This is a genomic window from Tenggerimyces flavus, from assembly GCF_016907715.1.
In the GTDB taxonomy this organism is placed as follows: Bacteria; Actinomycetota; Actinomycetes; order Propionibacteriales; family Actinopolymorphaceae; genus Tenggerimyces; species Tenggerimyces flavus.
The window spans coordinates 1,249,841-1,274,988 of sequence record NZ_JAFBCM010000001.1; the positions used below are offsets into that span (position 1 = coordinate 1,249,841).

At 70.3% G+C, this 25,148-nt stretch carries 21 protein-coding genes and 1 pseudogene; 10 read left to right on the top strand and 12 right to left on the bottom strand.

From position 1 onward, the window contains the following. The first annotated feature begins 5 nt into the window (after nucleotides 1–5). The gene (locus tag JOD67_RS39870) at nucleotides 6–587 is read left to right on the top strand and encodes a transposase family protein (protein ID WP_372442361.1); all 582 of its coding nucleotides are present in this window, start codon (nucleotides 6–8) and stop codon (nucleotides 585–587) included. A 130-nt stretch (nucleotides 588–717) separates the two neighbouring features. Here JOD67_RS39870 and JOD67_RS05915 read toward each other — a convergent pair whose 3' ends face one another. Then, nucleotides 718–3,786, bottom strand: coding sequence for a PIG-L family deacetylase (locus tag JOD67_RS05915; protein WP_205116051.1), 3,069 nt, complete (start codon nucleotides 3,784–3,786; stop codon nucleotides 718–720). A gap of 56 nt (nucleotides 3,787–3,842) precedes the next feature. Further along, complete coding sequence (gene mycP, locus JOD67_RS05920; protein ID WP_205116057.1) at nucleotides 3,843–5,027, bottom strand: type VII secretion-associated serine protease mycosin; 1,185 nt, start codon at nucleotides 5,025–5,027, stop codon at nucleotides 3,843–3,845. 39 nt (nucleotides 5,028–5,066) lie between these two features. Between mycP and JOD67_RS41055 the strand changes: the two genes are divergently transcribed. The 3 genes from JOD67_RS41055 to JOD67_RS05935 all read left to right on the top strand — a co-directional run bounded on the left by JOD67_RS41055 (nucleotide 5,067) and on the right by JOD67_RS05935 (nucleotide 7,995). Next, complete coding sequence (locus tag JOD67_RS41055) at nucleotides 5,067–5,627, top strand: ATP-binding protein (RefSeq protein ID WP_275577051.1); 561 nt, start codon at nucleotides 5,067–5,069, stop codon at nucleotides 5,625–5,627. A 24-nt stretch (nucleotides 5,628–5,651) separates the two neighbouring features. Next, nucleotides 5,652–6,617, top strand: coding sequence for a DUF5926 family protein (locus JOD67_RS05930; RefSeq protein WP_205116060.1), 966 nt, complete (start codon nucleotides 5,652–5,654; stop codon nucleotides 6,615–6,617). Nucleotides 6,618–6,921: 304 nt separating this feature from the next. After that, nucleotides 6,922–7,995, top strand: a complete 1,074-nt coding sequence (locus JOD67_RS05935) for an ABC transporter permease (RefSeq protein ID WP_205116061.1) — start codon at nucleotides 6,922–6,924, stop codon at nucleotides 7,993–7,995. Here JOD67_RS05935 and JOD67_RS05940 read toward each other — a convergent pair. Beyond that, nucleotides 7,897–9,498 carry an amidohydrolase gene (locus JOD67_RS05940; RefSeq protein ID WP_205116062.1) on the bottom strand — a complete coding sequence of 534 codons (1,602 nt, stop codon included), beginning with the start codon at nucleotides 9,496–9,498 and terminating at the stop codon, nucleotides 7,897–7,899. The two genes, JOD67_RS05935 and JOD67_RS05940, sit on opposite strands and share 99 nt — an antisense overlap. A gap of 58 nt (nucleotides 9,499–9,556) precedes the next feature. Between JOD67_RS05940 and JOD67_RS05945 the strand changes: the two genes are divergently transcribed. Then, nucleotides 9,557–10,309 carry a glycosyltransferase family 2 protein gene (locus JOD67_RS05945; protein WP_205116063.1) on the top strand — a complete coding sequence of 251 codons (753 nt, stop codon included), beginning with the start codon at nucleotides 9,557–9,559 and terminating at the stop codon, nucleotides 10,307–10,309. Between the two features lie 86 nt (nucleotides 10,310–10,395). Further along, nucleotides 10,396–11,379: pseudogene (gene mptB, locus JOD67_RS41720) on the top strand (polyprenol phosphomannose-dependent alpha 1,6 mannosyltransferase MptB); the annotation flags it as partial. Nucleotides 11,380–11,568: 189 nt separating this feature from the next. Here mptB and JOD67_RS39875 read toward each other — a convergent pair. The 3 genes from JOD67_RS39875 to JOD67_RS05960 form a co-directional block, all read right to left on the bottom strand. Continuing rightward, nucleotides 11,569–12,579 carry an HTTM domain-containing protein gene (locus JOD67_RS39875; protein ID WP_372442321.1) on the bottom strand — a complete coding sequence of 337 codons (1,011 nt, stop codon included), beginning with the start codon at nucleotides 12,577–12,579 and terminating at the stop codon, nucleotides 11,569–11,571. Beyond that, nucleotides 12,564–13,061 carry a hypothetical protein gene (locus JOD67_RS05955; protein ID WP_205116066.1) on the bottom strand — a complete coding sequence of 166 codons (498 nt, stop codon included), beginning with the start codon at nucleotides 13,059–13,061 and terminating at the stop codon, nucleotides 12,564–12,566. The genes JOD67_RS39875 and JOD67_RS05955 overlap by 16 nt, the downstream gene beginning before the upstream one ends. A gap of 418 nt (nucleotides 13,062–13,479) precedes the next feature. Continuing rightward, complete coding sequence (locus JOD67_RS05960; protein ID WP_205116068.1) at nucleotides 13,480–14,424, bottom strand: SMP-30/gluconolactonase/LRE family protein; 945 nt, start codon at nucleotides 14,422–14,424, stop codon at nucleotides 13,480–13,482. 833 nt (nucleotides 14,425–15,257) lie between these two features. Between JOD67_RS05960 and JOD67_RS05965 the strand changes: the two genes are divergently transcribed. Then, the gene (locus JOD67_RS05965; RefSeq protein WP_205116070.1) at nucleotides 15,258–16,511 is read left to right on the top strand and encodes an HNH endonuclease signature motif containing protein; all 1,254 of its coding nucleotides are present in this window, start codon (nucleotides 15,258–15,260) and stop codon (nucleotides 16,509–16,511) included. Between the two features lie 8 nt (nucleotides 16,512–16,519). Here the strand turns inward: JOD67_RS05965 and JOD67_RS05970 are convergent, their stop codons facing one another. The 4 genes from JOD67_RS05970 to JOD67_RS05985 are packed head-to-tail and all read right to left on the bottom strand — an operon-like array spanning nucleotide 16,520 to nucleotide 20,067. Continuing rightward, entirely contained in the window at nucleotides 16,520–17,146 is a 627-nt protein-coding gene (locus JOD67_RS05970; protein WP_205116073.1) for a class I SAM-dependent methyltransferase, read from the bottom strand. Then, nucleotides 17,146–18,003 (bottom strand): ABC transporter permease, encoded by an 858-nt coding sequence (locus tag JOD67_RS05975; RefSeq protein ID WP_205116075.1) that lies wholly within the window; start codon nucleotides 18,001–18,003, stop codon nucleotides 17,146–17,148. The genes JOD67_RS05970 and JOD67_RS05975 overlap by 1 nt, the downstream gene beginning before the upstream one ends. Continuing rightward, nucleotides 17,990–18,937, bottom strand: a complete 948-nt coding sequence (locus JOD67_RS05980; RefSeq protein ID WP_205116077.1) for an ABC transporter ATP-binding protein — start codon at nucleotides 18,935–18,937, stop codon at nucleotides 17,990–17,992. The genes JOD67_RS05975 and JOD67_RS05980 overlap by 14 nt, the downstream gene beginning before the upstream one ends. Continuing rightward, complete coding sequence (locus JOD67_RS05985; RefSeq protein ID WP_205116080.1) at nucleotides 18,934–20,067, bottom strand: LolA family protein; 1,134 nt, start codon at nucleotides 20,065–20,067, stop codon at nucleotides 18,934–18,936. Before JOD67_RS05985 ends, JOD67_RS05980 begins: the two co-directional genes overlap by 4 nt. 89 nt (nucleotides 20,068–20,156) lie before the next feature. On the opposite strand from JOD67_RS05985, the gene JOD67_RS05990 reads away from it, so the two are divergent. Next, entirely contained in the window at nucleotides 20,157–20,825 is a 669-nt protein-coding gene (locus JOD67_RS05990) for a response regulator transcription factor (RefSeq protein WP_205116083.1), read from the top strand. 6 nt (nucleotides 20,826–20,831) lie between these two features. Continuing rightward, nucleotides 20,832–22,196, top strand: coding sequence for an ATP-binding protein (locus JOD67_RS05995; RefSeq protein ID WP_205116085.1), 1,365 nt, complete (start codon nucleotides 20,832–20,834; stop codon nucleotides 22,194–22,196). Here the strand turns inward: JOD67_RS05995 and JOD67_RS06000 are convergent. Both JOD67_RS06000 and JOD67_RS06005 read right to left on the bottom strand, forming a co-directional pair. Next, nucleotides 22,193–22,561, bottom strand: a complete 369-nt coding sequence (locus JOD67_RS06000; protein ID WP_205116087.1) for an ArsR/SmtB family transcription factor — start codon at nucleotides 22,559–22,561, stop codon at nucleotides 22,193–22,195. The genes JOD67_RS05995 and JOD67_RS06000 overlap by 4 nt on opposite strands. A 28-nt stretch (nucleotides 22,562–22,589) precedes the next feature. Beyond that, on the bottom strand, nucleotides 22,590–23,564 hold the full coding sequence (locus tag JOD67_RS06005; RefSeq protein ID WP_205116090.1) for an aldo/keto reductase: 975 nt from the start codon (nucleotides 23,562–23,564) through the stop codon (nucleotides 22,590–22,592). An 87-nt stretch (nucleotides 23,565–23,651) separates the two neighbouring features. Here JOD67_RS06005 and JOD67_RS06010 point away from each other — a divergent pair, with 87 nt between their 5' ends. Next, nucleotides 23,652–25,118 (top strand): DUF8189 domain-containing protein, encoded by a 1,467-nt coding sequence (locus JOD67_RS06010; protein ID WP_205116092.1) that lies wholly within the window; start codon nucleotides 23,652–23,654, stop codon nucleotides 25,116–25,118. Nucleotides 25,119–25,148 lie beyond the last annotated feature (30 nt).

The window sequence follows — 25,148 nt, forward strand, 5'->3', positions numbered from 1 at the left end:
GTGGAGTGCCCGACCCGCACCGAGCCTCGGCCTGGACCGGCAGCGCCGCCAAAGCCCAGGCCAGAGCCAAAGCCGAACGGCAACGACGCGCCCGACAAGCCGGGAGAGTGCTCAACCCAGCCGCTGACGCCGCCCGCGAAACAGCCCGGCGTGCGGACCTGAACCGGCTGTACTTCTCCGGCAAACACAAACGCCACACCGTCAACCTGCAAGCCCTCGTCAACCCCCACGGCCAGCTGGTGTGGATCTCCGACGGACTACCCGGCTCGGTCCAAGATCTCCACGCCGCCCGCACCCACGGCGTCATCGACATGTGCGAACGCGCAGAACTCACCCTGCTCTGCGACCTCGGCTACACCGGCTCCGACAGCCCCCGCGTACTCACCGGCTACAAACGCCCCAAGACCCGAACCCTCGCACCCGCCTACCGCGACGCCAACCGAGCCCTGGCCTCCATCCGCGCCCGCTGCGAACACGGCTTCGCACCCTTCAAACACTGGCGCATCCTGCACCGCCATCGCAGCTGCCCACGCAAAACCGGCACCATCGCCAAAGCCATCCACGCACTCATGACCCGACCAGGATGAAAAAGGCTCATTGGCCCCTTTACGTGGGGTGGACGCCAGGTAGAGCGGGCACTGGCCGGGTAAGGCGACCACGCCACGCCACGCCCTACGTCCACCTCGTCCGGCAGCGATGTCGGTCGGATCGTCGGGCTCATCGAGCCAACCGCACGGCCACCGCCTGGACCTGGTCCGAAGCCGTCTCGTACGACAGCAACAGCCAGCCGTCCGCCTTCAGTTTCGCCCGCTGTGCCGGCGACAACGGCACCGTTACGCGCTTCTCGCCGGACCGCACCGGCTGCGACAACGACGACACCACATGGCCGCTCTGGTCCGGCGACCACACCGGGATCCCGCCGTCCGTCACCGCGCACGGCGTCAACCCGTAGTCCGGCGGCAGATCCGCCGCGAGCGAGCACGACGTCAGATACACCGGAATCGCGCCCAAGCCCAACGAACCGGCCCACAGGAACGTTCGCGCCGTCCCACCCGCGCGCGACCCGTGCAGGGTGAACGACAACGACGAACTCCCAAGCCGTACGGACGAAACCCGCACCCGCGACCCAGGCGAGACCGGCACCCGACCGGAGATCGGCACGTCATTGCGCGCCGACTGCGCGATCGTCTGCGGCGACAACGCGCCGTTCAGGTTCGGCGACGACACGTTCGGCGGCGACGGCTCGACCGGCCGGTCCGCGGGCGGCGTGTAGCCCGGCAGCGACGCCAGGCCCCATCGGTACGGATCCGACTGCACCGACCCGAACGCCGACCAGGCGAGCCGCGTGCTCGCGTCGATGTGCCGCAACTCGGTCGTGCCCTCGGCCGCGGTGTTGTCGTTGTCGTACGGCGTGATGTTCAGTCCCAGCCGCGCCGGATCGACCGCGGACGGCAACACAGCAAGGGGAATCTTCACCTCGATCGAGTACCCGCCACCGGCGTACGCGTGCGGTACCGTCGTCGAGTTCGAGCCGACCCACTGAGCCGTCGACGCCACCTGGACGCCCGGCGCGTTCGGCGCGTCCGACACCGTCGACGCCAGCGGTCCGGTCGAGTACCCCTGGTGGTTGTCGGCGTCACGCGACCAGCACGGCCCGTTCGCGCCGTTCCCGTTCCCGTTGCGGTTCGTCGGATCGTTCGTGTACGGGAACACGCCCAGCTTGAACGTCGTCGCCGTGTCCTTCAGCCGCGCCGACGAGTCACCGCGCGGGTCGAGCAGGATCTCCACCGAGTCCGCCTGCCAGTGCCCGATGCACTCCTCCGGCGTCACCGCGTACGACTGGTAGTCGTCCCGCACGTTGACGAAGAAGTACAGGGCATCGTCGGTCCAGCTCACCCGTGCCGTGTTGCCGCCGACACCACAGTCGTCGATGCCCGTGCAGCCACCCGGGTTCTGCCAGATGCGCCCGATGTCCAACGTCGGACCGGTGTACTCACCCGGCGACTCGACCCCGTCGACCACTGGCGCTGTCGACGCGTTCGCGATCGACGTCGACGGAACGATCGACAGGGTCAGCGTCTCCGAGCCCGACCCTGCCGGCGCGGAGTACGTCGTCGTGATCGGCACCGCGACGGTCTGTGTCGCCGGCAGCGCAGTGTCGGTGTTCGTCAACGAGAACGTGACCACGGTCTCCGCCCCGGCGGCCAAAGAGGCGTACGGCTTGGACGTAGCGTCCGCCGTGAAGCCGGCCGGCACCGCCAGCGACACCGTTCCGGACTGCGCGACCGTCGACCAGTTGTGCACCACGACCGGGACCGACACCGTCCCGCCGACCACCACCGACTGCGCGGCGGACGACCGGCCGAGCCGCGCGGCTTGCGGCGCCACGGACGACAGCCACGCGTCGTACTCCGCCCAGTTTCCCCAACGCTGGAAGCGTCCTTCGGTCGGCGACACGATCCGCACCACGTTGTCCGTGTAGCCCGATCGCGACCCGGTCGTGTACCGCGCCGAGATCCGCGCGTTCGCGTTCGCCGCGGCTGAGGCCGACGGCGTCACCGTGAAGCGCACCAGCGTCTCGCGCTTGGCGGACACCTCGCCGACCTTCTTCGGCCCGTCCACCGACCACCCCGCGGGCACTGTCAAGGCCACCTTGCCCGGCCGCAGCGAACCCGAGCCCGAACGCAGATGCACCACAGCCTCGAACGGTGCGCCCGCCACGTTGTCGAAGCGGGAGAACGTCAGGTACTCCAAGGTGCCCTTCGGCAGCCCACCCGGATCGGCACGCACCGCGCCGAACAGCACCGCGTCATCCTGACCAGCCAGCGGATTCGCAACCCCAGAAGGCGAAACGTTCGGCTGGAACGGCACGAACGACTGCGTCATCCCGAACCGCGAACACGTCGGAGCCGCCGCGCCCTTGAACATCACCCGCGACTGCGTCGGATAGGCCGCCCGACCCTCGCTCGTGACCTGGCTCCACGACTTCGGCGTCCCCGCGGCGACACCCTGCAGGTTGCCCGCCGGCCAGCGGTACGGTGACGGGTACCCCGTCCACACGCCCACGACCGCGTCGAGGTTGTCGGCGGCCGGGACGAATCCGGTCGTGCAGTGGGCGGCGTCGGTCGTACCGCCCGTTCCCGCCGTGTTGCCGCCGGAGAAGACCTTCTTGACCTGCCACGTACTCAACGCGCCAGGCCCGCGCAGCTGCTCGGGGAAGCGCGAGGGATCCGCTGCCGCGAGCACGCCCTCCCAGATCAGCCGCCCCGCCTGCTGGTGGTTGCCGTGCCCGGCGTTGAGCGTCGGCGTGAAGCCGATGTAGATCTCGGGCTGCGTCGTCCGAATCACCCGCGTCACCCGGCGGAGCGTCTCCTCTTCGTCCCAGAAGTACTGCGTCAGCGGCGCGCTCTGGTTGTAGAAGAAGTCGATCCGGTCGAGGTTGAAGATGTCGACCGTTCCGGACCGGTAGTGCGCGATGCGGTCCTCGTTCTCCCGGCGCAGGCCGAGAGCGGGGCCGAGCTCGGTGCCCACCGCGTTCCCGCCGCCCTCGCCGCGGGTCACCATGATCACGCCGCATTTCACGCCATAGCGGTCATGCCAGACACCGCACGGCCCGATGATGCTGGTGTCGTCGTCGGGGTGGGCCCACTCGCCCATGATGTGGATCTTGGTGTCGCGATCGGCGACGTACGATCCGGAGGAGCCCGACGCGAAGGCCGGAAGACCGACGACCGCGAGCGCCAGGACGAGTGCGATGGTGCCGAGCCTTCTGCTGTTGTGCCCCATCGCCGCATTGTTGGCCTGCCAACCCACCGCAACAATGCCGACGGCCAAGTTGGCCGCTAGAGATCGTCCACTGGGGTCGACGCCATCCCCGGCTGCCAGCGTCGCTTCTGACCGCGCTTGTACGTCGTCACGGCGATCAGTGCGACCAACGTGAACGCCGCCGCGCCGCCGAACGCGATCAGCGCGATGCGGATCGGCCGCTGGTCGGTCTCGGCCGGTCCGGCGATGGGCGGGATCGGCGCGGTCGCCCGCTTGGTCGGCTGGAGGCCCTCCGAGGGCACGATCGCGGTGACCGCTTCGTACGGGTTCACCACGCCCCACCCCAGCTTCGAGTCGGGCAGGTTGCCGCCGGGATGGTCCGCGGTGACCTCGAGCCGCCGCTTGACCTCGGCGGCGGAGAGGTTCGGGTACGCCGAACGGACCAGCGCCGCGACGCCGGAGACGAACGGCGCGGCGAAGCTCGTACCGCTCTCCGTGGCATGCCCGGTGTCCGGAGCGGTACTCACCACCGAGGCGCCCGGCGCCGCCACCGAGATCTGGAACGAGGACGTGGAGAACCCGGCCAGCTCACCCTTCTGGTCCGTCGCGCCGACCGCGATGACGCCGGGGTAGGCCGCCGGATAGCTGATCGCGTTGCCCTGCTCGCCGTCGTTGCCCGCGGCCGCGACGATCACGACGTCGCGGGCGAGCGCGTACTCCACGGCCTGGCGGAGCGTGTCGTTGTCGCCGTGGGTGACCGACGACACGTTGATGATGTTCGCGTTGTGGTCGACGGCCCACCGGATCGCCTTGGCGAGCACCGTCACCGAGGCCTTGTCGACGCCCTCGGTGAACCGCACCGGCATGATCCGGGCGAGCGGCGCGACGCCCAGGAACGGGGTGCCCTGCACCGGCTGCGCGCTGATGATGCCCGCGACGAACGTGCCGTGCCCGTCGCAGTCCCGCGAAGCGGGCACGGCGTCAGTCGTAACGAAGTTGTGACCTCCGCCGAGCCGCATGCCCTTCAGCTGCGGATTCCGCAGGTCGACGCCGGTGTCGACGACCGCGACCGTCGACCGGCGGCCGTCCGAGAACGGCCAGGCGCGCTCGAACTGGAGCCGCTTCTGCTGCCACGGAACGGTCGTCACAGGCGCGGAACCGAACTGGTTGTCGCACACAGGCGCGGAAGTGTCCGCGAACGCGGCCGGAGCGGGTCCGAGCAGCGTCGCGAAGAGGGCGGCCAGGAGGCCGGCAGCTCTCATCGTTCCCCGCTTCACAGCGGCGAGACTACCGGGCGCCGAATGCTGTCGCCCGAGCTAGGTTTTTGTCCTGCCATCTCAGGGAAGCAATGCGTCAGGTCAACGCGCGAACTTGAGACGCTCGATGGGGAAGGCGCGGACCGAGTCAGTGAAGGAGTAGGCGTGCCTGTGGCTGTGGTTGGTGGGTCGTCCGCCCCCTCGGTGCTGGCATTGCCGTTCGAGGTGGCCAGCGTTCCGAGGGCGAGGCGGCGCCTTGCCATGGATCTGCGTCGAGCGCACGTCTCGGCGGACCGGATCGACGACGCTCTGCTGGTCCTCAGCGAGCTGATCGGGAACGCCCTCCGGCACGCCCGACCCCTGGCCTCGGGTCAGCTGCAGGTCTCGTGGTCGTCCGGCCCGGACGGGTTGGAGATCAGCGTGGCCGACGGCGGCGGTCCGACGAACCCGCGCGAGCTGCATCCGCCGGTGACCGCGCTCGGCGGCCGCGGGCTGTCCATCGTTCGCGATCTCGCGGTCGACTGGGGCGTGAAGCACCACGACGGCGGGACGACGGTGTACGCCGTCCTCGCGATGGGACGGCTCGGGCTGCGGAACGGTCACTGAACCGACTGCCCTACCCTCGCTCGAATGGCGAAGAAGGCGCGTGCTCCGCGACGGCGGCCCGAACTGACCTCCGACCAGGTGCCCGTGGTGGGGCTCCGCGAGCCGTGCCCCTGTGGGTCGGGCAAGCGCTACAAGCAGTGCCACGGCCGCGCTTCGCGTGAGGTCCGGGACCTGCCGCCTGCGCGGTCGTTCGAAGGTCTTGCCGGTGAGTGCGACTGGGTCGCCTTGCGTACGTTCGTCCCTGCCGCGACGGCGCCGCTGCGGTTGGCGGGCTCGGATCAGTCGGTGCTTGTCGCGACCGTCTTGCCGCTCGCCTGGCCCTCGTTGGTGGCGCCGGACGGGACCGTCTACCTCGGGGCGCAGGTGCCGACTCCTGGGAGTGGCGACGCGAGCCGCGACCTCGGCGCTGCTCTGGCGGCGGGCTTGGCCGCGAAGGCCGGGACTGTGCCCGAGGTGCCGATCGACTCTTCGTCCCCGCGGTTGCAGGACTTGCTCGACGTGTCAGTCGCGCCCTCGGTGGAGGTGCATCCGGACGTCTCGTACTGGTCCTCGGGCCTGGTGCCGGAGGGCGACGACGACCTGGTCGCGGCCGTCGCGTCGTCGGTCGAACGGGTGAACGCGGCGATCGACCCGACCGTGCGGCTGTCGTCGGTCGACGCGGCGTACTGGGTGCACGCGGGCGACAAGTGGAACCTGCGCTGGGTGCTGCCGCACGAGGAGGACGCGGTGATGGACGCCTTCGCCCGGCTGCACGCGGCCGGCGGGTCGGCGTTGATCGAGGGGAGCCGGATGGTCGGCTCCTTCCGGGCGCACGGACTGACGGTGCCGGTGTGGGAGCTCCCGCCCTCGACGCCGGCCGCCGCACTCGAGGAACCCGCCGCCACGTTCGCCGCCCGCCTGGGCGACGCGCTCGCCGTGACCGGCCCGCTGACCTCCGACGAACGTCGCGCCCGCGCCGGCCTCGCCGGCCGCCAGGTCACCCTCCGCTAGTCCCCGCCCCCGACGCGCGCACGTTCCCGAGACGTCGGACCTCACCGGAACGCCTCCTTCGCGGGCACAGTCGTGATGCGGGATGGCGCGGGTGATCATGAACGTGATCATGAAGGCTGAGCCGTCGCATGTGCCGGTCCCGCTTCATGATCACGTTCATGATCACGGGCAGGAGGGGTCGTCGAGGGCCAGGTCGCCCGGCATCGCTACTCGGGAATTCATCACTCATTGACTTCCGTCGAGCGTCGCAGTACTTTCGGCTCAAGAATTCAACGCCTGATGAATACTCCAAGGAGATCGACCCATGGCTACCTCGCATGCCCCACGACCGGTGGCGGTCGGGGTTCTGGCCGCGCTGGTCGGGGCGCTCGTCGCGATCGTGCTCGGCTTCCTCACGTTCGGCGTCCAGGCGACGCTCGCCCCCAAAGACGTCCCGCTCGCGATCGCCACCAGCCAGCCGCAGCTCGCCCAGCTCGCGCAACGGCTCACCGCGCAAGGCGGCGACGACGTCGAGTGGACGCTCACCTCGCCCAACGAGGCCCGCCAACTGCTCGCCGACAAGGAGGTCTACGGCGTCCTCGAGCTCGAGCCGGGCAAGGCGACCGTCCGTACGAGCGGCGCGATCAACCCGACCGGCACCCAGCTCGCGCAGCAGATCCTCACCGGCGCCGCGCAGGGCCTCGCCGCCGCCAGCGCTCAGCGGGGGGCGCCGACCGTCGAGATCGTTCAGGCCGCCGAGCAGCCGGCCAGCCCCGCGGGCAGGACGGCGCCGCTCGCCGCGAGTGCGCTGCTGTGGATCGCCGGTCTCGTCGCGGCGGCCGCGTTCGCCCTCATGGCAGCCCGCACTGGCCGCAAGCCCGGCGTCGGCGCCAGGCTGGTCGAGGTCAGCTCGGCCGCGGTCGTCGCGACCGGCGTGGCCGGCGGGTTCGTCGCGCTCTGGGACTCCACGCTCAACCTGGACGCGAGAACGTGGGGCTTCCTGCTCCTCGTCGCGTTCGGCTTCGCCGCGATCCAGGGCGGTGTCGTACGCCTGCTGGGCATCCGCGCTCTCGCGATCCTCGCCCCGCTGTATCTGATGGCCCCCGCCGTCGCGGGCCAGATCCCCGAGCTGCTCAACAGCGCCTACCGCGTCCTGCTCTGGTCCTGGACCCCGTTCCGCTTCTCCAGCGAAGGCCTGCGCAGCCTGCTCTTCGGCAGCCCGGAAGCGCCGGACGTCACCACCGCGATCTGGGTGTTCGCCGGCCTCGCGCTCGCCGGCCTCGTCGTGCTCGTCTGGCCGTCACGTCGAGTGAACGAGCCGCCCGCCGAGCCAGGTCCCGAGGACGCGGGCGTCCCAGAGCTCGACCGGCGTGGCCGTACGCGGGTCGACGTCGAGTAGCACGAAGTCGGCCCGCTGACCTAGCGAGATCTCGCCAGCGTCGTCGTCGAACGCCTGGTACGCCGTCCCGGCCGTGTACGCCGCGAGCGCCTCCATCAGCCCGAGGCGCTCGCCCGGCACCCAGCCGTCGGACGGCGTACCGTCGTGCAGCTGCCGGCTCGCCGCCACCGCGCACCCGATCGTCGGCGACACCTCCGAGACCGGCCAGTCGCTGCCGAACGAGATCCGCCCACCCAGCCGCGCGATCGTCGCCATCGGATACTGCCGATCACCGCGCTCGACACCGATCCGCGGCAACGTCAGCTCGACCTGCAGCTCGTCGAGTTTCGCCCAGTACGGTTCGAAGTTCGCGATCACGCCGAGCTCACCGAAGCGCGGCAGATCGGCGGGATCGAGCAGCTGCGTGTGCGCGATCACCGGCCGCCGCGAAGACGGCCCGTTGTGCGAAGCGGCGTACGCGAGAGCGTCCAGCGAGCTGCGGATCGCCGCGTCGCCGATCGCGTGGATGTGGATCTGGAACCCGTCGGCGTCGAAGGCGCGGACCGCCTCCCGCAGCTCCGAAGCGGAGAAGTTCGGCAGCCCGACCGACCCGGGCTCGTCGTCGTACTCGGCGAGCAGATGCCCGGTGCCCTGCTCGATCACGCCGTCGGCGAAGAACTTCACCGTACGAGCCGTGACGAACGCGCCGACGTCGGAAATCTCCTTACGGCATTGCAGAAACTCTGCTCGCTGGTCCCGCCACGAAGCCGGGTCGACCCAGAACGCCGTGTTGAACCGACACGTCAGAACGCCACGCCGCGCGGCCTCCGCGTACGCCAACACCTCGGCGGGCTTGGCCGCAGCCTCCTGTGCCCACACGATCCCGTGCCGGGCCAGATGCTCACAGGCTCGTTGGAGCGCGAGGAGGTGCTCGTCAAGGCTGGGTTGCGGCATGACCCGTTCGACCAGCGCGAGCGCGTCCCACTCCAGCAGCGTGCCCCGCGGCGACCCGTCGGCAGAGCGAATGATCTTGCCCAGTGGAGGATCCGGCGTCTCCCGCGTAATTCCGGCCGCCTCCAACGCCGCCGTGTTGACCCACATCGTGTGGTGATCGGCGGCGTACAGAACGACGGGCCGCTCGCGGCAGGCGGCGTCGAGCACCGAGGCGTCGCCGAGCCCGTCGGGCAGCAGCGTGGGATCGTACGGACCACCAATCACCCACGACAGTTGCGGATTCGAAGTGGCGTACGCACCGACAGCCGCCACGAGCTCGGCGGCGCTCGTGCAGTGGCCCAACGGCAGCCGGTTGAGCTCCATCCCGCCCCACAGCGGATGCGCGTGCCCGTCCCGGAACGCCGGCAGCAGGTACCCGCCGCCCAGATCGACGACCTCCCCGCCACCCGCCTCGAGGGCCACCACCCGGCTGTCGGAGACGGTGACGGCCTCGACGGCGGTGGGGTTCGACAGCGGGCCGGTGAGGATCGTGCCGCCCCGGAAGGACGTCGTCAACCGATCTTGGCGCACTCGGGCAGGGTAGCGGGCGCCGAAGCCGTAGCCGGCCGCGCTCGATAACCTCTGTCCCGTGTCCGCTCCCGTGCCCGTTCCGCGTGTCGCCGCGGTGATCCCCGCGAAGGACGAGGCCGAGCGGATCGCCGCCACCGTACGGGCCGCGAAGGACGTGGCCGGCGTGGATCTCGTGCTGGTCGTCGACGACGGGTCGCGCGACGACACGGCCCGGCTCGCCGAGAACGCGGGCGCGATCGTCGTCTCCCACGCGAGGCCCCGAGGTAAGGCGGCCGCGATGGAGACCGGCAGCCAGGCCGTGCAGGCCATCGACGCCCGCGAGGAACGGACGAGCCCACGCCACCTGCTGTTCCTCGACGCCGACCTCGAGGACAGCGCGAGCGCGGCCGGCGAACTCGTCGCCCCGGTGCTCGACGGCAAGGTGGACATGACGATCGCCGTCCTTCCGTCGACGGGCCAGGGCGGCGGGCACGGCTTCGTCGTACGGCTGTCCCGCGACGGCATCGCCCGCGCGACCGGCTGGCAGGCCCAGGCCCCACTCTCCGGCCAGCGCTGCCTCACCAGGCGGGCGCTCGAGGCAGCGCGGCCACTCGCGTACGGGTTCGGCGTCGAGACCGGCCTCACGATCGACCTGCTCCGCAAAGGGTTCCGCGTCGAAGAGGTCCCCGTCGACTTCCACCACCGCGTCACCGGCGGCGACTGGCGTGGCCAGCTGCACCGCGGCAAGCAGTGGCTGCACGTCGCCGGCGCCCTCGCCCAGCGCGGCATCCTCCTGAACCCGAGGGCCGTGATCGGCAAGGGTCAGAAGTGAACGAGCAGGGCCGCCGCGCGATCGTGCTGGTCGCGACCAGCTTCGCGCTGGTCTTCCTCGTCGGGTTCCTCGGTCCGTCGATCGCGGTGGTCACGCTGCCGCAGCGGCAGAGCTGGCATCCACCGTTCTGGATCGACGCGCACCCGCATCCGGCGATCATCATCAGCCTGATCGTCGCCGCCATCGCGTGCGGCGGCATCGGCATCTACCAGGGGCTCCGGGCGCTCGCTGCCGGCTGGCAGCCGCGCCACCTCGCGAAGCTGGGCATCGCCGGCATCGTCGCGGTCACACTGGTGCCGCCGATGGGTTCCGGCGACATCCTCATGTACGCGGCGTACGGGCGGATCGCCGCGCTCGGCAGCAGCCCGTACGTCCTCTCGCCCGCCGACCTCAGCCGGCTGATCAACGACCCGATCGCCAACGCCACCGAGGCGCCCTGGCAGGAGAAGACCTCCGTCTATGGTCCGATCGCGACGTGGCTGCAGCAGGGCTCGTCGTTCCTCGGCGGCGACTCCACGCACGCGACAGTGATGTGGCTGCAGCTCGTCAACGCGCTCGCGTACGTCGGCGTCGGCCTGCTCACGATCGTGCTCGCCGGACAGGACCCGAAGGACCGCGCCCGCGCCACGCTGTTCATCCTCGCCAACCCGGTCCTCGTGCTCGCAGTCGTCGGCGGCGCGCACAACGACGCGCAGGCCGTGGTGTTCGCGATCGCGGCGCTCGTCGTGGCGCGCCGGATGCCGTTCGCCGCTGGCCTGCTGCTCGGTCTCGGCGGCGCGGTGAAGCTGAACGTCGGGCTGTTCGGCCTTGCCCTGTTGTGGGGTCTACGCAAGTCCAAGCGCAGGATGGCGGAGCTCTGCGCCGGCGCCGCGCTCGCGCTGGTGGGAACGTACGTCACCGCCGGGCCGGAGGCGTTCCATCAGATCACAGCGGCGGTCGGGTACGTCTCGACCGGAACGCCATGGAGATGGATCTTCTCCCTTCTCCACTTGACGATTCTGCCGATCCCACTGGCGCGTACGGTCGTCGCGCTGCTCGCGATCACCTCGATCGTGCTCGTCTCGATCCTGCTGCATCGCGCGCTCCCGGCGGCGATCAAGCCGCCTGCAGGGCCGGACGATCCCACGCCGGACGCCGTACGCGCCGCCGCGGTGCTCGGGCTCGCGTGGGTGCTGCTCACGCACTACACGTTGCCCTGGTACGACATCGTCGCCTGGGCGCCGCTCGCCGCCGTCGCCGCGACGCAGCTCGACAAGCTGTTACTGCTGCGGACCTCGGTCCTCGCCGCCGCGTACACCGGCAGCCGCGCCATCGTCCTGCCGGCGTGGCTGCAGTTCATCCAGTCCCGCCTGCTCGACACGATCTCCCCGCTCGTCCAGCTCACCGTCATCGTGCTGCTCATCCGCTGGTGCCGCCGCCGGTCGGCCGCGCCGAAGGAGCCGGTGCACGAACGGCAGTAACCGTTCGAGCGGCGCGAACGCCAACCAGCACACGACGGTCGGCAGGAAGTGGATGCCGAGCAGCGCGAACGTCATCGCGTGGAACCCGAGCCAGAACAGCGCGGCCAGCAGCAACGCGCGCCGCTTGAGGAACAGCGTGACCGGCGACAGCAGCTCGGCGGTGAACGAGATGTACTGCAGCACGACGAGCAGCGCCGGGTACTGCAGCAGCTGCGTGGAGACGGGATTCGGCCGGCGCATGATCGCCCACGCGAGGATCGCGCTGTTCGGCCAGCCGAACGTCCACTGGTGCGCGCGGATCTTCGCGATCGACGACAGGAAGTACGTGGCGATCGTCGCGACCTGGATGCACCGCAACGCCCAGCCGGCGGCCTCCGTACTCGCCGTCGAGCGGAACGGAGCGCGCCCGACCGTCGGCAGCACCAGCATCGCGATGAGGATCGCGAGATGGTCGTGGTCGACCTTCCCGTAGCTCATCGAGATCACGACCCACCACGTGTACGAGAGCCCGGCCACCCAGCCCGCGATGCGTGGCAGCCGCCCCGAGGCGGCGACGACCGCGGACACGATCAGCACTGCCTGGAGGACGTGGACGAGCGTCTCGGTGGGCGTCGGGAGATGGAGGAGCTGCCCGATGAACAGGGGTCGGTAGAACTCCGGCGCGTATCCGTACGGGATCACGTCGTTGACGAACAGCGTCATGTCGACGAGCGCGAACGCGTACAAACCCACGCGCAGCAAGGCGATCCGGGCCAGCGGCAGCGGGGCGGTCCACCACCGTACGGCCGCGCCCATCAGCGAACCACCCACGTGGCAAGGACCTTCGTGGACATCGGGCCGATCGCCTTGCCGTTCTCGAGGAGCTGGGTGTCCTGCTTGAGGAACAGCTTCTTGAACGGGATCGCGTTCGGCTCCAGCTTGCGTTGCGCTCGGGCGAGGGCCTGCAGCATCGACGGATCCTTGACGATGTCGCCGACGTGGCCCTCGATGTCCGCGCGCCCGAGGCCGACCTTCGTCTGCTTCAGCTGGACCTCGACCTCGGCCACCGGCGCGGGGCCGCCCGGCTCTGTGACCTGGAGGGCGGGGATCTCGACCTCGGCGGTGACGTACGTCGACACGACCTCGCCGCCGGTGGAGTCGATCCGCCCGGCGTACTGCGACAGCGGCCCGAACGGGAAGTGGTAGTCGGTGCCGATCGTGCTGCCGTACGCCAGTCCCGCGAACGCGAGCACGACGACACCGAGTCGCCACCACCGCCCGGGGCCGGTCAGTCTTTGGATCCCCGCTTGCACGCGGGCTAACGTACCGGCTGTGTCATGGTTGCGCTCCGCGCAACGTGGCCGGGGCTTTGAACGTGGCCCCTTCACTCCGGCGAAGGGCCACGTCGCCAGTTGGGTGCGGACCGAACGGCCGGAGCGAAAGGACCACGGCCCCGGCCGGGTCATGGTTGCGCTCCGCGCAACGTGGCCGGGGCTTTGAACGTGGCCCCTTCACTCCGGCCGAAGGGCCACGTCGCCAGTTGGGTGCGGACCGAACGGCCGGAGCGAAAGGACCACGGCCCCGGCCGGGTCATGGTTGCGCTCCGCGCAACGTGGCCGGGGCTTTGAACGTGGCCCCTTCACTCCGGCCGAAGGGCCACGTCGCCAGTTGGGTGCGGACCGAACGGCAGGAGCGAAAGGACCACGGCCCCGGCCGGGTCGGCTACTGCTGTTAGCGACGGACCGCGACCGCGTTGTAGGTGGTGTCCGGCGTGGGCGGGGTGTTGAAGCGGGCGTTCGGCAGGTACAGCCGGTGACCGAACGCCGCGACCGTCGTCGGGATGTCGAAGCGCGGGTCGGTGATGTTCTTCACCAGCTTGCCCTCGCGCCCGGACTTGTCCAGCTTGAAGACCGCGACCAGGTTGAGCTGGTTGCGCACCACGTACAGGGTCCGGTCGAGCACGAGCAGCCCGTCCCCGGCCGACACGCTCTCCCCGCCGAGGTCGACGGTGGTGGCGACGCCAGTCCTCGGGTTGACCCGGAACAGCGTCCCGGTGTTGGACTGCACGATCAGCAGCGCCTTGCGGTCCGGCGTCTGCGCGATGCCGTTCGCGTTGAACCCGGGCGTGTGCACGTAGTCGCCGCTCAGCGGCAGGGTCTTGACGTCGCGCTGCTTCGGCAGCTTGCCGTGCCGGAGCGGCACCTTGTAGAGGACAGCCCGCTGGGAATCGGTGAACCAGGCGGCATCCTTCGTGAGCACGACGTCGTTCACGAACGTCGCGGTCTCGGTCGTGAACTGGTAGCTCGCGACGATCTTGCCGGACCTGAGGTCCACGACGCGACCGTTCCCCGCCGGCCCGCCGGCGATGAACAGCCAGCGCTTCCCGTCGCTCTTCAGCCCGATGGACGGCGTGCCCGGGCCCTGGCTGAACACCTTGCCGCGGCCCGTCCGCAGGTCGACCCGGTAGACGTCACCGTCGGCACGCGAGCCGAAGTACGCGGTGGCACCGGGGCCGATCGCGATGCCTTCCGGCAGGAACGCGTTCGGCAGCGGAAACTCTTTGGGGAAGCTTTGGTGCGACTCGTGCTGTGGTGCGGCATTCGCGGCGGTCGTGGGTACGGCGAGGCCCAGGGCGGCCAACGCGACGAGTGGTAGTAGGTAGCGACGACGGAGCATCGACAGTTCCTCCCAGCTTTGGCGGCCCCCATCTCTACCTGAGCAGAACGAAAATCCGCCGAATGTCGTTCACTTCGTGCTCGCCGCTACTGCTCCTGTGCCGCTCGTCCACCGGACGGCCGCCACCCCGGCCCCATCTCCGGCCGCCGCGCCGGTCGCCACCTCACCGCGGTCGCCGGCCCCATCTCCGGCCGCCGGTAGCCACCCACCCCCGGCCACAGGTCGCCACCTCATCCCCGGCCGCCACCTCATCCCCGGCCACAGGTCGCCACCTCATCCCCGGCCACAGGTCGCCACCTCATCCCGGCCACAGGTCGCCACCTCGTCCCCGGCCACCACCTCGCCCCCGGCCGCCACGTTGCGTGCCGCCGTTGCTGCGTTCCATCCCGGCAGCCATCGCCCTCCCGTCCCTTCGACCTGTCGACCAACAGTCGCCCCTCTCCGCCATCGCCCCTTGGGGGCGATGCTGTGCTTCTGCTCGTCCTGTTGCTTTGCCCAACTGTGCTTGGGTGAAGTAGCTGGTCGGGCTGTGGCGGCGGTCGAGTGTGGTGGCCGGTCCGGGGCGCGTCAAGGGCGCCGCGGCGGCTTCGCAGGCGGGCAGCGTCGCTTCGCGACCGCTTTGCGGCCCTTGACTCGCCCCGGTCCGGCCACCAGTTTCATACGCGCCGCCCCCGCCCCCCGGAACAGTTCCCCGGGCAAGGCCTGCTTGCCTTTCCGTCTGCTGCCGTGCTCGCGTCGCTGGTGGAGCCCGCGGCTTCGTGTGGTGGCGATGATGCCGGGGATTTCCCTTGCCGGGTTGAGCATTAGGCCGATTCGGCTGGTAGAATTGTGCTATGGAATCGACCACCTGCTCGAACACCATCGACACCGCCGATGGGGTGTCGGCGTGGTCGATGACCGATGACCAACTCGCCACCGCACTCCTCGACAACCAGGCCGCCCTCCACCGGCACGAAGCCCGCCGGCTCGAGCTGATCCGCGAGGCCGACTCCCGGAACCTCGCCGTGTCGGCGGGTGCGGCGAACACCGCGCAGTGGGTTGCCGGCGTCCTTCGTGTTCCTTCGGCTGAGGCGGGTGCGATGGTGAAGCTCGCCAGCCACCTCGACGCCGAGCTTCCTGCGACCGCGCGGGCGTTAGCTGAGGGCGAGATCTCTGTTCCGCATGCGCGGGTGATCTCGCGGGTCGTGACGATGCTGCCGCCGCAGATCTCGACCCCGGAACTCCGCTCCGAGGTCGAAGCCACCCTGTTAGAGAGCGCAGCCACCTTCGACCCGAAGGTCTTGTCGAAGGTCGGGAACCATCTGTTGGAGGTCGTCGCTCCCGATCTTGCCGACCAGGTCCTGGAACTGAAGCTCAAGCAGGAAGAGGCCAGCGCCGAACGCGACCGGTTCCTGCGTATGTCCTTCGACGAGTCGTCGGGGACGTGGCGGGTCACCGCCCGGCTGCCAAAGGTGGTCGGGGAGCGCCTCAAGCTGGTTCTCGATCCGTTGGCGGCGCCGCAGCCTGGACCCGACGGGCGTGACACCCGGTTCCCCGAGCAGCGCAATGTGGATGCTTTGGACGAGGCCTGCCGCCGACTCCTGGCCGAGCGGTTGGTGCCTTCCCATGGCGGGAACCCCACCCAACTCGTCGTCACCCTCACCAACACCGGCGGGCGGACCCTGCACACCGGGATCGAACTCTCGCGCAAACTCGTCGACCAGCTGATGTGCGAGGCGGACCTCAACTACTTGGTGAAGCCCGAGGACCAGCCCGGCAGAGTCACACTGCTGACCGACACCCAACAGCGGCTGTTCCAAGGGAAGCTCCGCCGGTTGCTCGAGCTCCGTGACGGCGGGTGCGCGTTCCCCGGGTGTGATCGCCCACCTGGTTGGTGTCACGCTCACCACCTCACCCCGTGGAGCCAGGGCGGTCCGACTACTCGGGACAACGGGGTGCTGCTCTGCGGCTACCACCACCGCCTCATCCACCAAGGCGCGTGGCAAGTCCGCATCGCACGAGACGGATTACCCGAGTTCTTACCCCCGGACTGGATCGATCGCCAGCGACGACCACTCCGCAACCGCCGCTTCGCCACGGCGTCCTGACCGCGACTTCACTTTGCGCGCGCGGTCAGGGCGTGGAAGGGGTTGCGCGTGCCCGGGAACACTGTGTGCGTGTCCACGACCGTGAACGAGTCCGCGAGCGCGCTCTCGAGTTGGGCCAGCGTGCGCCAGGCGAAGAAGCGGGGTGGGGTGTGGGAGTCGTCCTCCAACAGGCCCTCGGTGCCGTCGCCGCCCCAGGAGCCGAAGTAGAAGAGGCCGCCCGGGCGGAGCATCGCGCGGATCTGCGCGACGATCGGGGGCAGGTCGGCGGTGGGTACGTGTTGCAGGCAGTTCATCGACCACACCGCGTCGAACGAGGCGGCCGGGAACTCCGACGTCAGCCCGGTGAAGTCCAACACCCGCGCGTCGAGGCCCTTCTCGACGCAGCGGGCGACCATGGCCGGCGACAGGTCGATCGCCACGACCGAGAGCCCGTGCTCGGTGAAGAACACGCTGTCCTGCCCGGTCCCCGCGCCGATCTCCAACAGGCGTTGGGATCCTGCCTCGCGCAGTCGGGCGAGGAAGGCGGCGCGTTCCTCGACCTTCCAGGGGTACTTGCTCAGCTGGTCGCGCTGAGAAGCGCCGCCGTCGTACGCCGTGCGGAGGTCCGCGAGCAGGTCCGCGTACCGGCGCGCCATCAGCTGCTGACGTCTCTCGACGCGAAGCGGGCCCAGGACGCGGCGACGAAGATCGCGATGTACGCGGCCGAGAGTTGAAGGCCCGGCCAGACGCTCGACGTCGCGATCGGGTCGGTCAGCAGGTCGCCGAACGCGAGCCAGTAGCGCGTGAACAGGTACGGGTGCAGCCAGTCCAGCTGCGGGATCTGGCCGAGGATCTGCGAGACGATCGTGAGGATCATCGCCGCGATCGTGGCGCCGATCGGTTGCTCGGTCAGCGTCGAGATGAACAGGCCGATCGCGCCTAGGGCCGACAGGCAGACCGCCATGTAGAGGGCGACCAGCAGGACGCGGAACAGGCCCTCCCAGAGCGAGACCTGCGTCCCGGACAGCAGCGTCACCGGCCCGCCACCGAACAAGGCCAGGCCGATCAGCGTGCCGACCACGAGCACCAGCAGGACGGCGGCGAGCGCGAACACCACGATCGCCGCGTACTTCGTGAGGATCAGCCGGGTGCGGTGGACGGGCACGGTGAGCAGGTTGCGCAGCGTGCCGAGGTTGGCCTCGCCGGCGATCGCGTCGCCGGAGATCGCGCCGACCGCGAGTGGCAGGAACAGTGGCAGCTCGACGCTCAGCGCGGCGAGCGCGACGAACATCCCGTTGTCGGTGATCGAGCCGAAGAACGTGCCGCCGCCCTCGTCGTTGCTGAGGCGCATCGCGACCGCGATGATGATCGGCACCGCGGCGAGCACGGCCATGCCGGCCCAGTTGCGCCGGCGGCCGAAGATCAGCCACAGCTCGGAGACGAAGAACCGCGGGCTCGGCGGCCGCGTACGTACGCGTACGGGCTCCGCGGTCGCCACGTCAGCCGCTGACATCGAAGCCCTCCCCCGTGAGTTGCACGAACAGCTCCTCCAGGTCCGGCGCCTCGATCGCGAAGCCGCGGACCGGAACGTCGTCCTCGACCAGCCCGCGCACCAGCTTCTCCGGCTGCGCCTCGCCCAGCAACGCGATGACGACGGACGGTCCGATCCGTTCCAGCCCGGTGAGGCCGAACCGGCGCAACGTCACCAGCGCCTCGTCCGGCCGATCCGACTCGACGCGTACGCGCGGCGCCGCGGCGGCTCGCAGCTCGGCGAGCGGTGCCTGCGCGACCAGCTTGCCGACGTGCATCACGCCGACGTGGGTGCAGATCTGTTCGACCTCGGCCAGCAGGTGCGTCGACAGCATCACGGTCGCGCCGCCGCGGGCGAGGTCGGAGATCAGCGACCGCACCTCGCGCGTGCCCTGCGGGTCGAGGCCGTTGGTCGGCTCGTCCAGGATCAGCAGCTCGCGCGGCTGCAGCAGGACCGACGCGAGCGCGAGGCGTTGCCGCATGCCGAGCGAGTACGCGCGGTACCGCTTCTTCGCGGCCGCCAACAGGCCGACGCGCTCGAGCGCCTCGTCGATCCGCTTCCGGCTCGTCCTCGGGTCCGCCGTACGGTCGCCCGCGTCCAGCCTTCGGAGGTTGTCGAGCCCGTTCAGGTACGGGTGGAACGCCGGCCCCTCGACCAGCGAGCCGATCCGGGGCAGCGCCTGGCCGGCGCCCGACGGCATCGGCCAGTCGAGCAGTTCGTGCTTGCCGGCGGTCGGGCGGATCAGCCCGAGCAGCATCCGGATCGTGGTGGTCTTGCCGGATCCGTTCGGTCCGAGGAACCCGTACACCGCGCCACGCGGAACGGACAGGTCGACGGCGTTGACCGCGACCTGTCCGGACCGGAACCGCTTGGTGAGTCCCTCGCTGCGGATCGCTTCTGGAGTCGTCGTGCTCACTTCTGGGCAGCCACGGCGTACAGGCGCTCAGGCGTCACCAGGCCCGCGACCAGGCGGCCGTCGTCGGTGAGCAGGGCGGTGAACAGCTTGCCCTTCAACAAGTAGCCGCTGCCCCAGGAGCCACTGGCCCGCGGGAGCGAGGTCAGGTAGCCACCCAGCGCGTCCTCGGGGCCGTCGCCGCCGCTCGCGCTCGGAGTCGATCCGGTCTTCGCGACCAGCACCGACGTCCAGCCCTTGCCGATGACCCGCATGCCGTCCGGCGGTCCCTGCTTCTCTGGCTTCTCGGGCGTCGCGTGCTCGCGCTTGCCAGTGTCGGACGGTGCGGTCTCCTCGGTGACCTTGACGCCCGCCGGCGGCTTGAACGTGAACTGCTCCTCACCCGGCTGGACGAAGCTCACCTGGGTGAACGCGACCTCGAACGCCGGCTCGCCGGAGCTCTTCGGGAACACCTGGACGCGGAGCGGGATCTTGTTCTCGCCGTCGAGCGCGAGCCGGATCTGCCCGACCAGCGAGCTCGTGTCGCGCGGGGTGAGGATCAGCTCGTACACGTCGCGGCCGGCGACCCGCCCGGTGCCGGACGTGGTGACCTTGGTGGTCGGGTCGAGCGCGGCGAGGGTACGTTCGGCCGCCTCCTGCGGAGTCTTCGGCAGGTCGGTCGGGAGGTCCTGCTTGTCTTTCGCCTTGTCGGGCGAGGCAGGGAGGCGAATGTGCGTCGCGGCGTTCTCCCGGCTGGACCAGGTCCAGACGTCGCGGCCGTTGTTGATGATGTCGGACTCGCCGAGCGTGCCGAGGAGCGCGATCCGGGTCTTCGTCGGGCCGCCGTACCAGACCCGCAACGTGTGGCTGCCGGACACGAGGGACTGCAGCTCGGTGTCGCCGCCGCCCATCGGACCGCCGCCCTGAATGGAGGGCAGGGCGGGGATGCCGAGGTCGGCCCGCTGGACCACGGTGCCGGAGAACCCGTCGACAGCGGCTTCCTGGACGTCGACGAGCAGCTGGCCCGCCGTCCTCGGTGGCAGCGAGCCGGCCGCGTCGGCGTTCAACAGCGACCCGCCGAGGCCGATCGCGAACGTCGCCGCCAAGACACCAGCCGGAACCACCCAGCGCAACGCTGGTCGAGATGCGAACACAGGTCCTCCTCAGTCCTCCGTGACTACCATCCTGCGTCACGGGACCTGTGAGCACGCTGAGAGCGCTCGACTCTGCCAAAGTGAGCCGCATGCGCTTGCTGCTGGTCGAGGACGAGGTGCGGCTCGGCCGTGCCCTCGCTCGCGGACTGGGCGCCGAGGGGTTCGTGGTCGACATCGCCCTCGACGGGGTCGACGGGCTGGAGCGGGCGCGGCACGGGCAGTACGACGCGATCGTGCTCGACGTGATGCTGCCGCGGCTGTCCGGCTACCGCGTCGTCCAGGCGCTGCGCACCGAGGAGATCTGGACGCCGGTGCTGATGCTGTCGGCCAAGGACGGCGAGTACGACCAGGCGGACGGGCTCGACGCCGGCGCGGACGACTACCTGACCAAGCCGTTCTCGTTCGTGGTCCTGCTCGCCAGGCTGCGCGCGCTGCTCCGCCGGGGCGCTCCAGAACGGCCGACGGTCCTGGTCGCCGGCGAGCTGGCGCTCGACCCGGCAACGCGGCGGGTCACGCTGGCCGGCGCCGAGGTCACGCTGACGCTGCGGGAGTACTCGCTGCTCGAGTACCTCATCCGCCGCGTCGGCGAGGTCGTGCCGAAGACCGAGCTGCTCGACCACGTGTGGGATGCCGCCGAGGACCTCGACCCGAACGTCGTCGAGGTGTACGTCGGCTACCTGCGGCGGAAGATCGGCCGGTCCGCGCTGGAGACCGTACGCGGCGCGGGCTACCGGCTGATCGAGAGCACCGGGGACTGACCTTCGATGCGCTGGTGGCGGACGGCCAGCCTGCGGGCGCGGCTGATCCTGATCGGCTCCGCCGGTGTGGCCGGTGGGCTGGCGATCGGTGGCGTCGTGCTGATCGCGACGCTGTCGTTCGTTCTGCAACGCAGCTTGGACATCGGGCTGGACGAGACGAGCGACGAGATCGCCTCGCTGATCCAGACCGGCGAGCTGCCGAACCCGATCCCGGTCGGGCGGAGCGGGATGACCGCCCAGGTGCTGGACCCCGATCAGCGCGTCGTGGCTGGATCGGCCGCGGCCGATCGGCTCGTTCCGCTGCTTCGCGCCGGCGAGCTGCGGAACGCCCTGCAGGGCAAGGTGGTCGTGGTGGAGGGCGAGCGGCTCGGGCTGCGTGGTCCGTTGCGCGTCGCCGCTCGTTCGGTCACGGGGGACGACGGGCCGCGGACGGTCGTGGTCGCGCTGTCGTCGAGCGACGTGGTGGACGCCGTACGCATCGTCACGCGCAGCTTGCTGATCGCGTTTCCCCTGCTGGTGTTGGGATTGGCGCTGATCGCCTGGCGGATCGTGGGCTTGACGCTGCGCCCGGTGGAGTCGCTGCGGCGGGGCGCGGAGGAGATCACGGGGGCGAACGCCGAGGGCCGGCTGCCCGTACCGCGCGGCCAGGACGAGGTGCACAAGCTCGCGGTGACGTTGAACGACATGCTCGGCCGGCTGGAGGCGGCGCGGCGCCGGCAGGAGTCGTTCGTCGCGGACGCGGCGCACGAGTTCCGTTCGCCGTTGGCGAGCATGCGGACGCAGCTCGAGGTGGCGTCGCGGTTGGCGTCGCGTACGGACTGGACGGAGACCAGCGCCGACCTGCTCGCGGACGTGGAACGGCTGGGCCGGCTGACCGACGACCTGCTGTTGTTGGCGCGGGCGGACGAGGGCGAGCTCCCGTCGCCTGCGGACTCGGTCGACCTGGGCGCGCTCGTTCGGGAGGCCGGGCCGCGCTACGCCGACGCCCGGGTGCCGGTGACGGTGGACGCTCCTCGTTCGCTCGCCCTGCATGGACGGGCGGACCAGCTGCGGCGGGTGATCGCGAACCTGACCGACAACGCGGTAAGGCACGCCACTGCCAAGGTCGCCTTGACGGCCCGCGCGGAGGGCCCGTGGGCGGTGCTCGAGGTCGCGGACGACGGGCCGGGGATCGCCGAAGCGGACCTGGAGCGGGTGTTCGACCGCTTCACGCGACTCGACGACGCCCGGGCCCGCGACGAGGGCGGAGCGGGGCTGGGCTTGGCGATCGTCCGGGAGCTGGTCCGCCTGCACGGCGGCTCGGTGACGCTGTCGTCGGCGTCCCCGGGGGTCCGCGCCGTCGTTCGCCTGCCCAGGGACCGAAGCGCCTAGCTCCGCGCGGGGTGGCGAGGCTCGGGCGGGTCGGGCGCGAGCGTTCCGTCGGGCGCGATGTGGGCGAAGATCTGGTCGACCAGCGTGAGAACGTGCGGGTCCTCCACCGCGTAGATCTGCCTGCGGCCGTCCCGCCGCGCCGCGACGAGGCTGGCGAGGCGGAGCTTGGCGAGGTGCTGGCTGACCGCGGCGACCGACGCGCCGGTGTGCTCGGCGAGCGTGCCGACGTCGTACTCGTGCCTGGCCAGCAGCCAGACGATGTGCAGACGCGTCGGGGCGGCGAGCAGCGCGAACGTCTCCGCCGCCGCCTTCAGCTGGGGGCTGGTCGGCTCAACGGTCGGATACTCGCTCACCGGTTCGCTCATCAGGAGACCGATTGTCCCTTAGGGCCCCTCAGGTGTCGCGGTCGACCAGCTTCAGCTTGTCCTCGTCGTACCGCTCGCCGGACACGGCGTCGGCGCCGAAGACGGCATTCAGGTCGGTGAGCTCCGCGGGCGTGAGGGTCACCGACTCCGCGACGAGGTTCTCTGCCAGGTTGGTGCGGCGCTTCGTGCCCGGGATTGGGGCGATGTCGTCGCCGTGGGAGAGGAGCCACGCCAACGCGACCTGGCCCGGCGTCACACCCTTCGCGGCGGCCAGCCCACGGACGGCGTCGACGAGGTCGAGGTTGCGCTGGAAGTTCGCGCCCATGAACCGGGGCAGCTCGCGCCGCATGTCGTCCGGCGCGAAGTCGTCGGGCGTACGGAGCTGGCCGGTCAGGAACCCCCGGCCCAGCGGGCTGAACGGGACGAACCCCACCCCCAGCGAACGCAGAGCAGGCAGGACGTCGGACTCCGGGTCGCGCGTCCACAGCGACCACTCGCTCTGCACCGCCGCGATCGGGTGCACTGCGTGCGCCGCGCGCACGGTCCGCCCGGACACCTCCGACAGCCCGAGGTACCGCACCTTCCCGGCCGAGACGGCCGAGGCCATCGCGCCGACCGTCTCCTCCACGGGCACGGCGGGGTCGAGGCGGTGCAGGTACCACAGGTCGATGTGGTCGACGCCGAGCCGCGTGAGCGAGGCGTCGAGAGCGGCGGCAGCGTACGCCGGCGACCCGTCGACGCCAGCGCCGTCGAGCCGGAAGCCGAACTTCGTCGCCAGGACCACGCCGTCCCGGCGGCCGGCAAGCGCTCGCCCGACCAACTCCTCGTTGGCGCCGTTGCCATAGATGTCGGCGGTGTCGAGGAACGTGCAGCCCGCATCGATCGCCGCATGAACGGTCGCGATCGACTCCGTCTCGTCCGCGTCGCCGTACGCGTCGGACATACCCATGCAGCCGAGGCCGAGGCAGGACACCGAGAGCTCACCCAGTCGTGACTGTCGCATGGATCCCGAGGCTAGCCCTGTTTGTTAGCGACTTGTGAGAGTCCGCGACCAGACTCACGGCCCTGTCGATCTCCTAGGGGGTTCTTCGTGTCAACCACACCGCGTTCCCGCAGATCGGTCATCGGCCTGGGTCTGGCCGCAGCCACGTCCGTCGCCGTCGGCGCGGGATCCGTACGCACCGCGTTCGCCGCACCGGCGATCCCGTCGTTCAACAGGCCACCGGAGGGCTACGCCGCGTACGACGGGCAGAGCACCTGCTCGCCGACGGAGAAACCCGGCGTCCGCGACTTCCTCAACCTGCTCGTCGCCGCCTATCCGTCGACGGGCAACCTCGGCATCATCCGCTCCTGCAGCGCAGCTGGAGTGAGCGAGCACAAGGAAGGCCGCGCGCTCGACTGGCGGGTCTCCGCGTCTTCTCAAGCAGGCATAGCGAACGAGCTGCTGAACTGGCTCCTCGCCACCAGGGATGGCGCCGCGCATGCGCTGATCAGGCGCTTCGGGATCATGTACATGATCTGGAACAGGCGGATCTGGCGCGCGTACCAGCCCAGCTCCGGCTGGCAGCCGTACAACGGCACCAACCCGCACACCGACCACGTGCACTTCAGCTTCAGCTGGGCCGGTGCGCGCAGGGAGACGACCTGGTGGACCGCCCGTGGCCCGGAGGACCCCGTCGACCTTCCCGGCTTGGCGGTGACGTCGCAGGCGGTCAACAGCCTCGACGTGTTCGCGACGACCACCGACAACCTGGTGAAGACGCGCCCGTACCGCAACGGCGTCTGGGGGTGCTGGACGACGCTGCCGAGCAACGCGAAGGTGAAGGGCGATCCAGCGGCGATCTCCTTGCAGCCCGGGCGAATCGACCTGCTCGCACAGGGCATCGACAACCGGCTGAAGAAGATCGTGTGGACGTCCGGCAACGGCTGGTACCCGTGGGCGGACCTGGGAACGTACGCGATCACCTCGTCCCCCGCGGCGACGAGCCGTGGGCCGAACGGGATCGACGTGTTCGCCAAGAACACCGCGAACAAGATCGTCTACCGGCACTTCGACACCGTGGCCGGCTGGACCACCGCGTGGAGCAACATCGGCGAGAACGCGGGCTCGATCACCGCGTCGAGTGCGCCGGCGGCGGTGGCGAGTCCGGACGGGACGCGGATGAACGTGTTCGCGCGGGCGGCGGACGGCAGCCTGCTGTCGTTGATGTGGACCAAGGCGAACGGTTGGTACAACTGGGTCGACCGGGGACAGAGCATCGTCGGCCGGCCGTCGGCGTCGACGCGGGGTGGCTTCGCGGTCGACATCTTCGTACGCGACGACGACCACAGCCTCATGCACTGGTACTCACCCGACGGCGCGGACTGGACGTCCAACCCACCCAGCGACTTCGGCGGCTACCTGCACACGAGTCCGGCCGCGGTGTCGTGGAACGGGCAGCGGATCGACGTGTTCAGCCGCAACAACCTGGCTGACCTGATCCGCAAGACCTGGGTGTCCGGCAGCCCCTGGGCCAACTGGGTGAGTCACGGCGCCGTCGGCGCGCCTGCCTGCTGAGTAGCGGTACACGACGTGGGCGGCGCGGCG

Excerpts from the sequence above, each read along its gene's own strand:
- JOD67_RS05915 (WP_205116051.1), bottom strand. The coding sequence starts at position 3,786 with ATGGGGCACAACAGCAGAAGGCTCGGCACCATCGCACTCGTCCTGGCG.
- mycP (WP_205116057.1), bottom strand. The coding sequence starts at position 5,027 with ATGAGAGCTGCCGGCCTCCTGGCCGCCCTCTTCGCGACGCTGCTCGGA.
- JOD67_RS41055 (WP_275577051.1), top strand. The coding sequence starts at position 5,067 with ATGCTGTCGCCCGAGCTAGGTTTTTGTCCTGCCATCTCAGGGAAGCAA.
- JOD67_RS05930 (WP_205116060.1), top strand. The coding sequence starts at position 5,652 with ATGGCGAAGAAGGCGCGTGCTCCGCGACGGCGGCCCGAACTGACCTCC.
- JOD67_RS05935 (WP_205116061.1), top strand. The coding sequence starts at position 6,922 with ATGGCTACCTCGCATGCCCCACGACCGGTGGCGGTCGGGGTTCTGGCC.
- JOD67_RS05960 (WP_205116068.1), bottom strand. The coding sequence starts at position 14,424 with ATGCTCCGTCGTCGCTACCTACTACCACTCGTCGCGTTGGCCGCCCTG.
- JOD67_RS05965 (WP_205116070.1), top strand. The coding sequence starts at position 15,258 with ATGGAATCGACCACCTGCTCGAACACCATCGACACCGCCGATGGGGTG.
- JOD67_RS05970 (WP_205116073.1), bottom strand. The coding sequence starts at position 17,146 with ATGGCGCGCCGGTACGCGGACCTGCTCGCGGACCTCCGCACGGCGTAC.
- JOD67_RS05975 (WP_205116075.1), bottom strand. The coding sequence starts at position 18,003 with ATGTCAGCGGCTGACGTGGCGACCGCGGAGCCCGTACGCGTACGTACG.
- JOD67_RS05990 (WP_205116083.1), top strand. The coding sequence starts at position 20,157 with ATGCGCTTGCTGCTGGTCGAGGACGAGGTGCGGCTCGGCCGTGCCCTC.
- JOD67_RS05995 (WP_205116085.1), top strand. The coding sequence starts at position 20,832 with ATGCGCTGGTGGCGGACGGCCAGCCTGCGGGCGCGGCTGATCCTGATC.
- JOD67_RS06000 (WP_205116087.1), bottom strand. The coding sequence starts at position 22,561 with ATGAGCGAACCGGTGAGCGAGTATCCGACCGTTGAGCCGACCAGCCCC.
- JOD67_RS06005 (WP_205116090.1), bottom strand. The coding sequence starts at position 23,564 with ATGCGACAGTCACGACTGGGTGAGCTCTCGGTGTCCTGCCTCGGCCTC.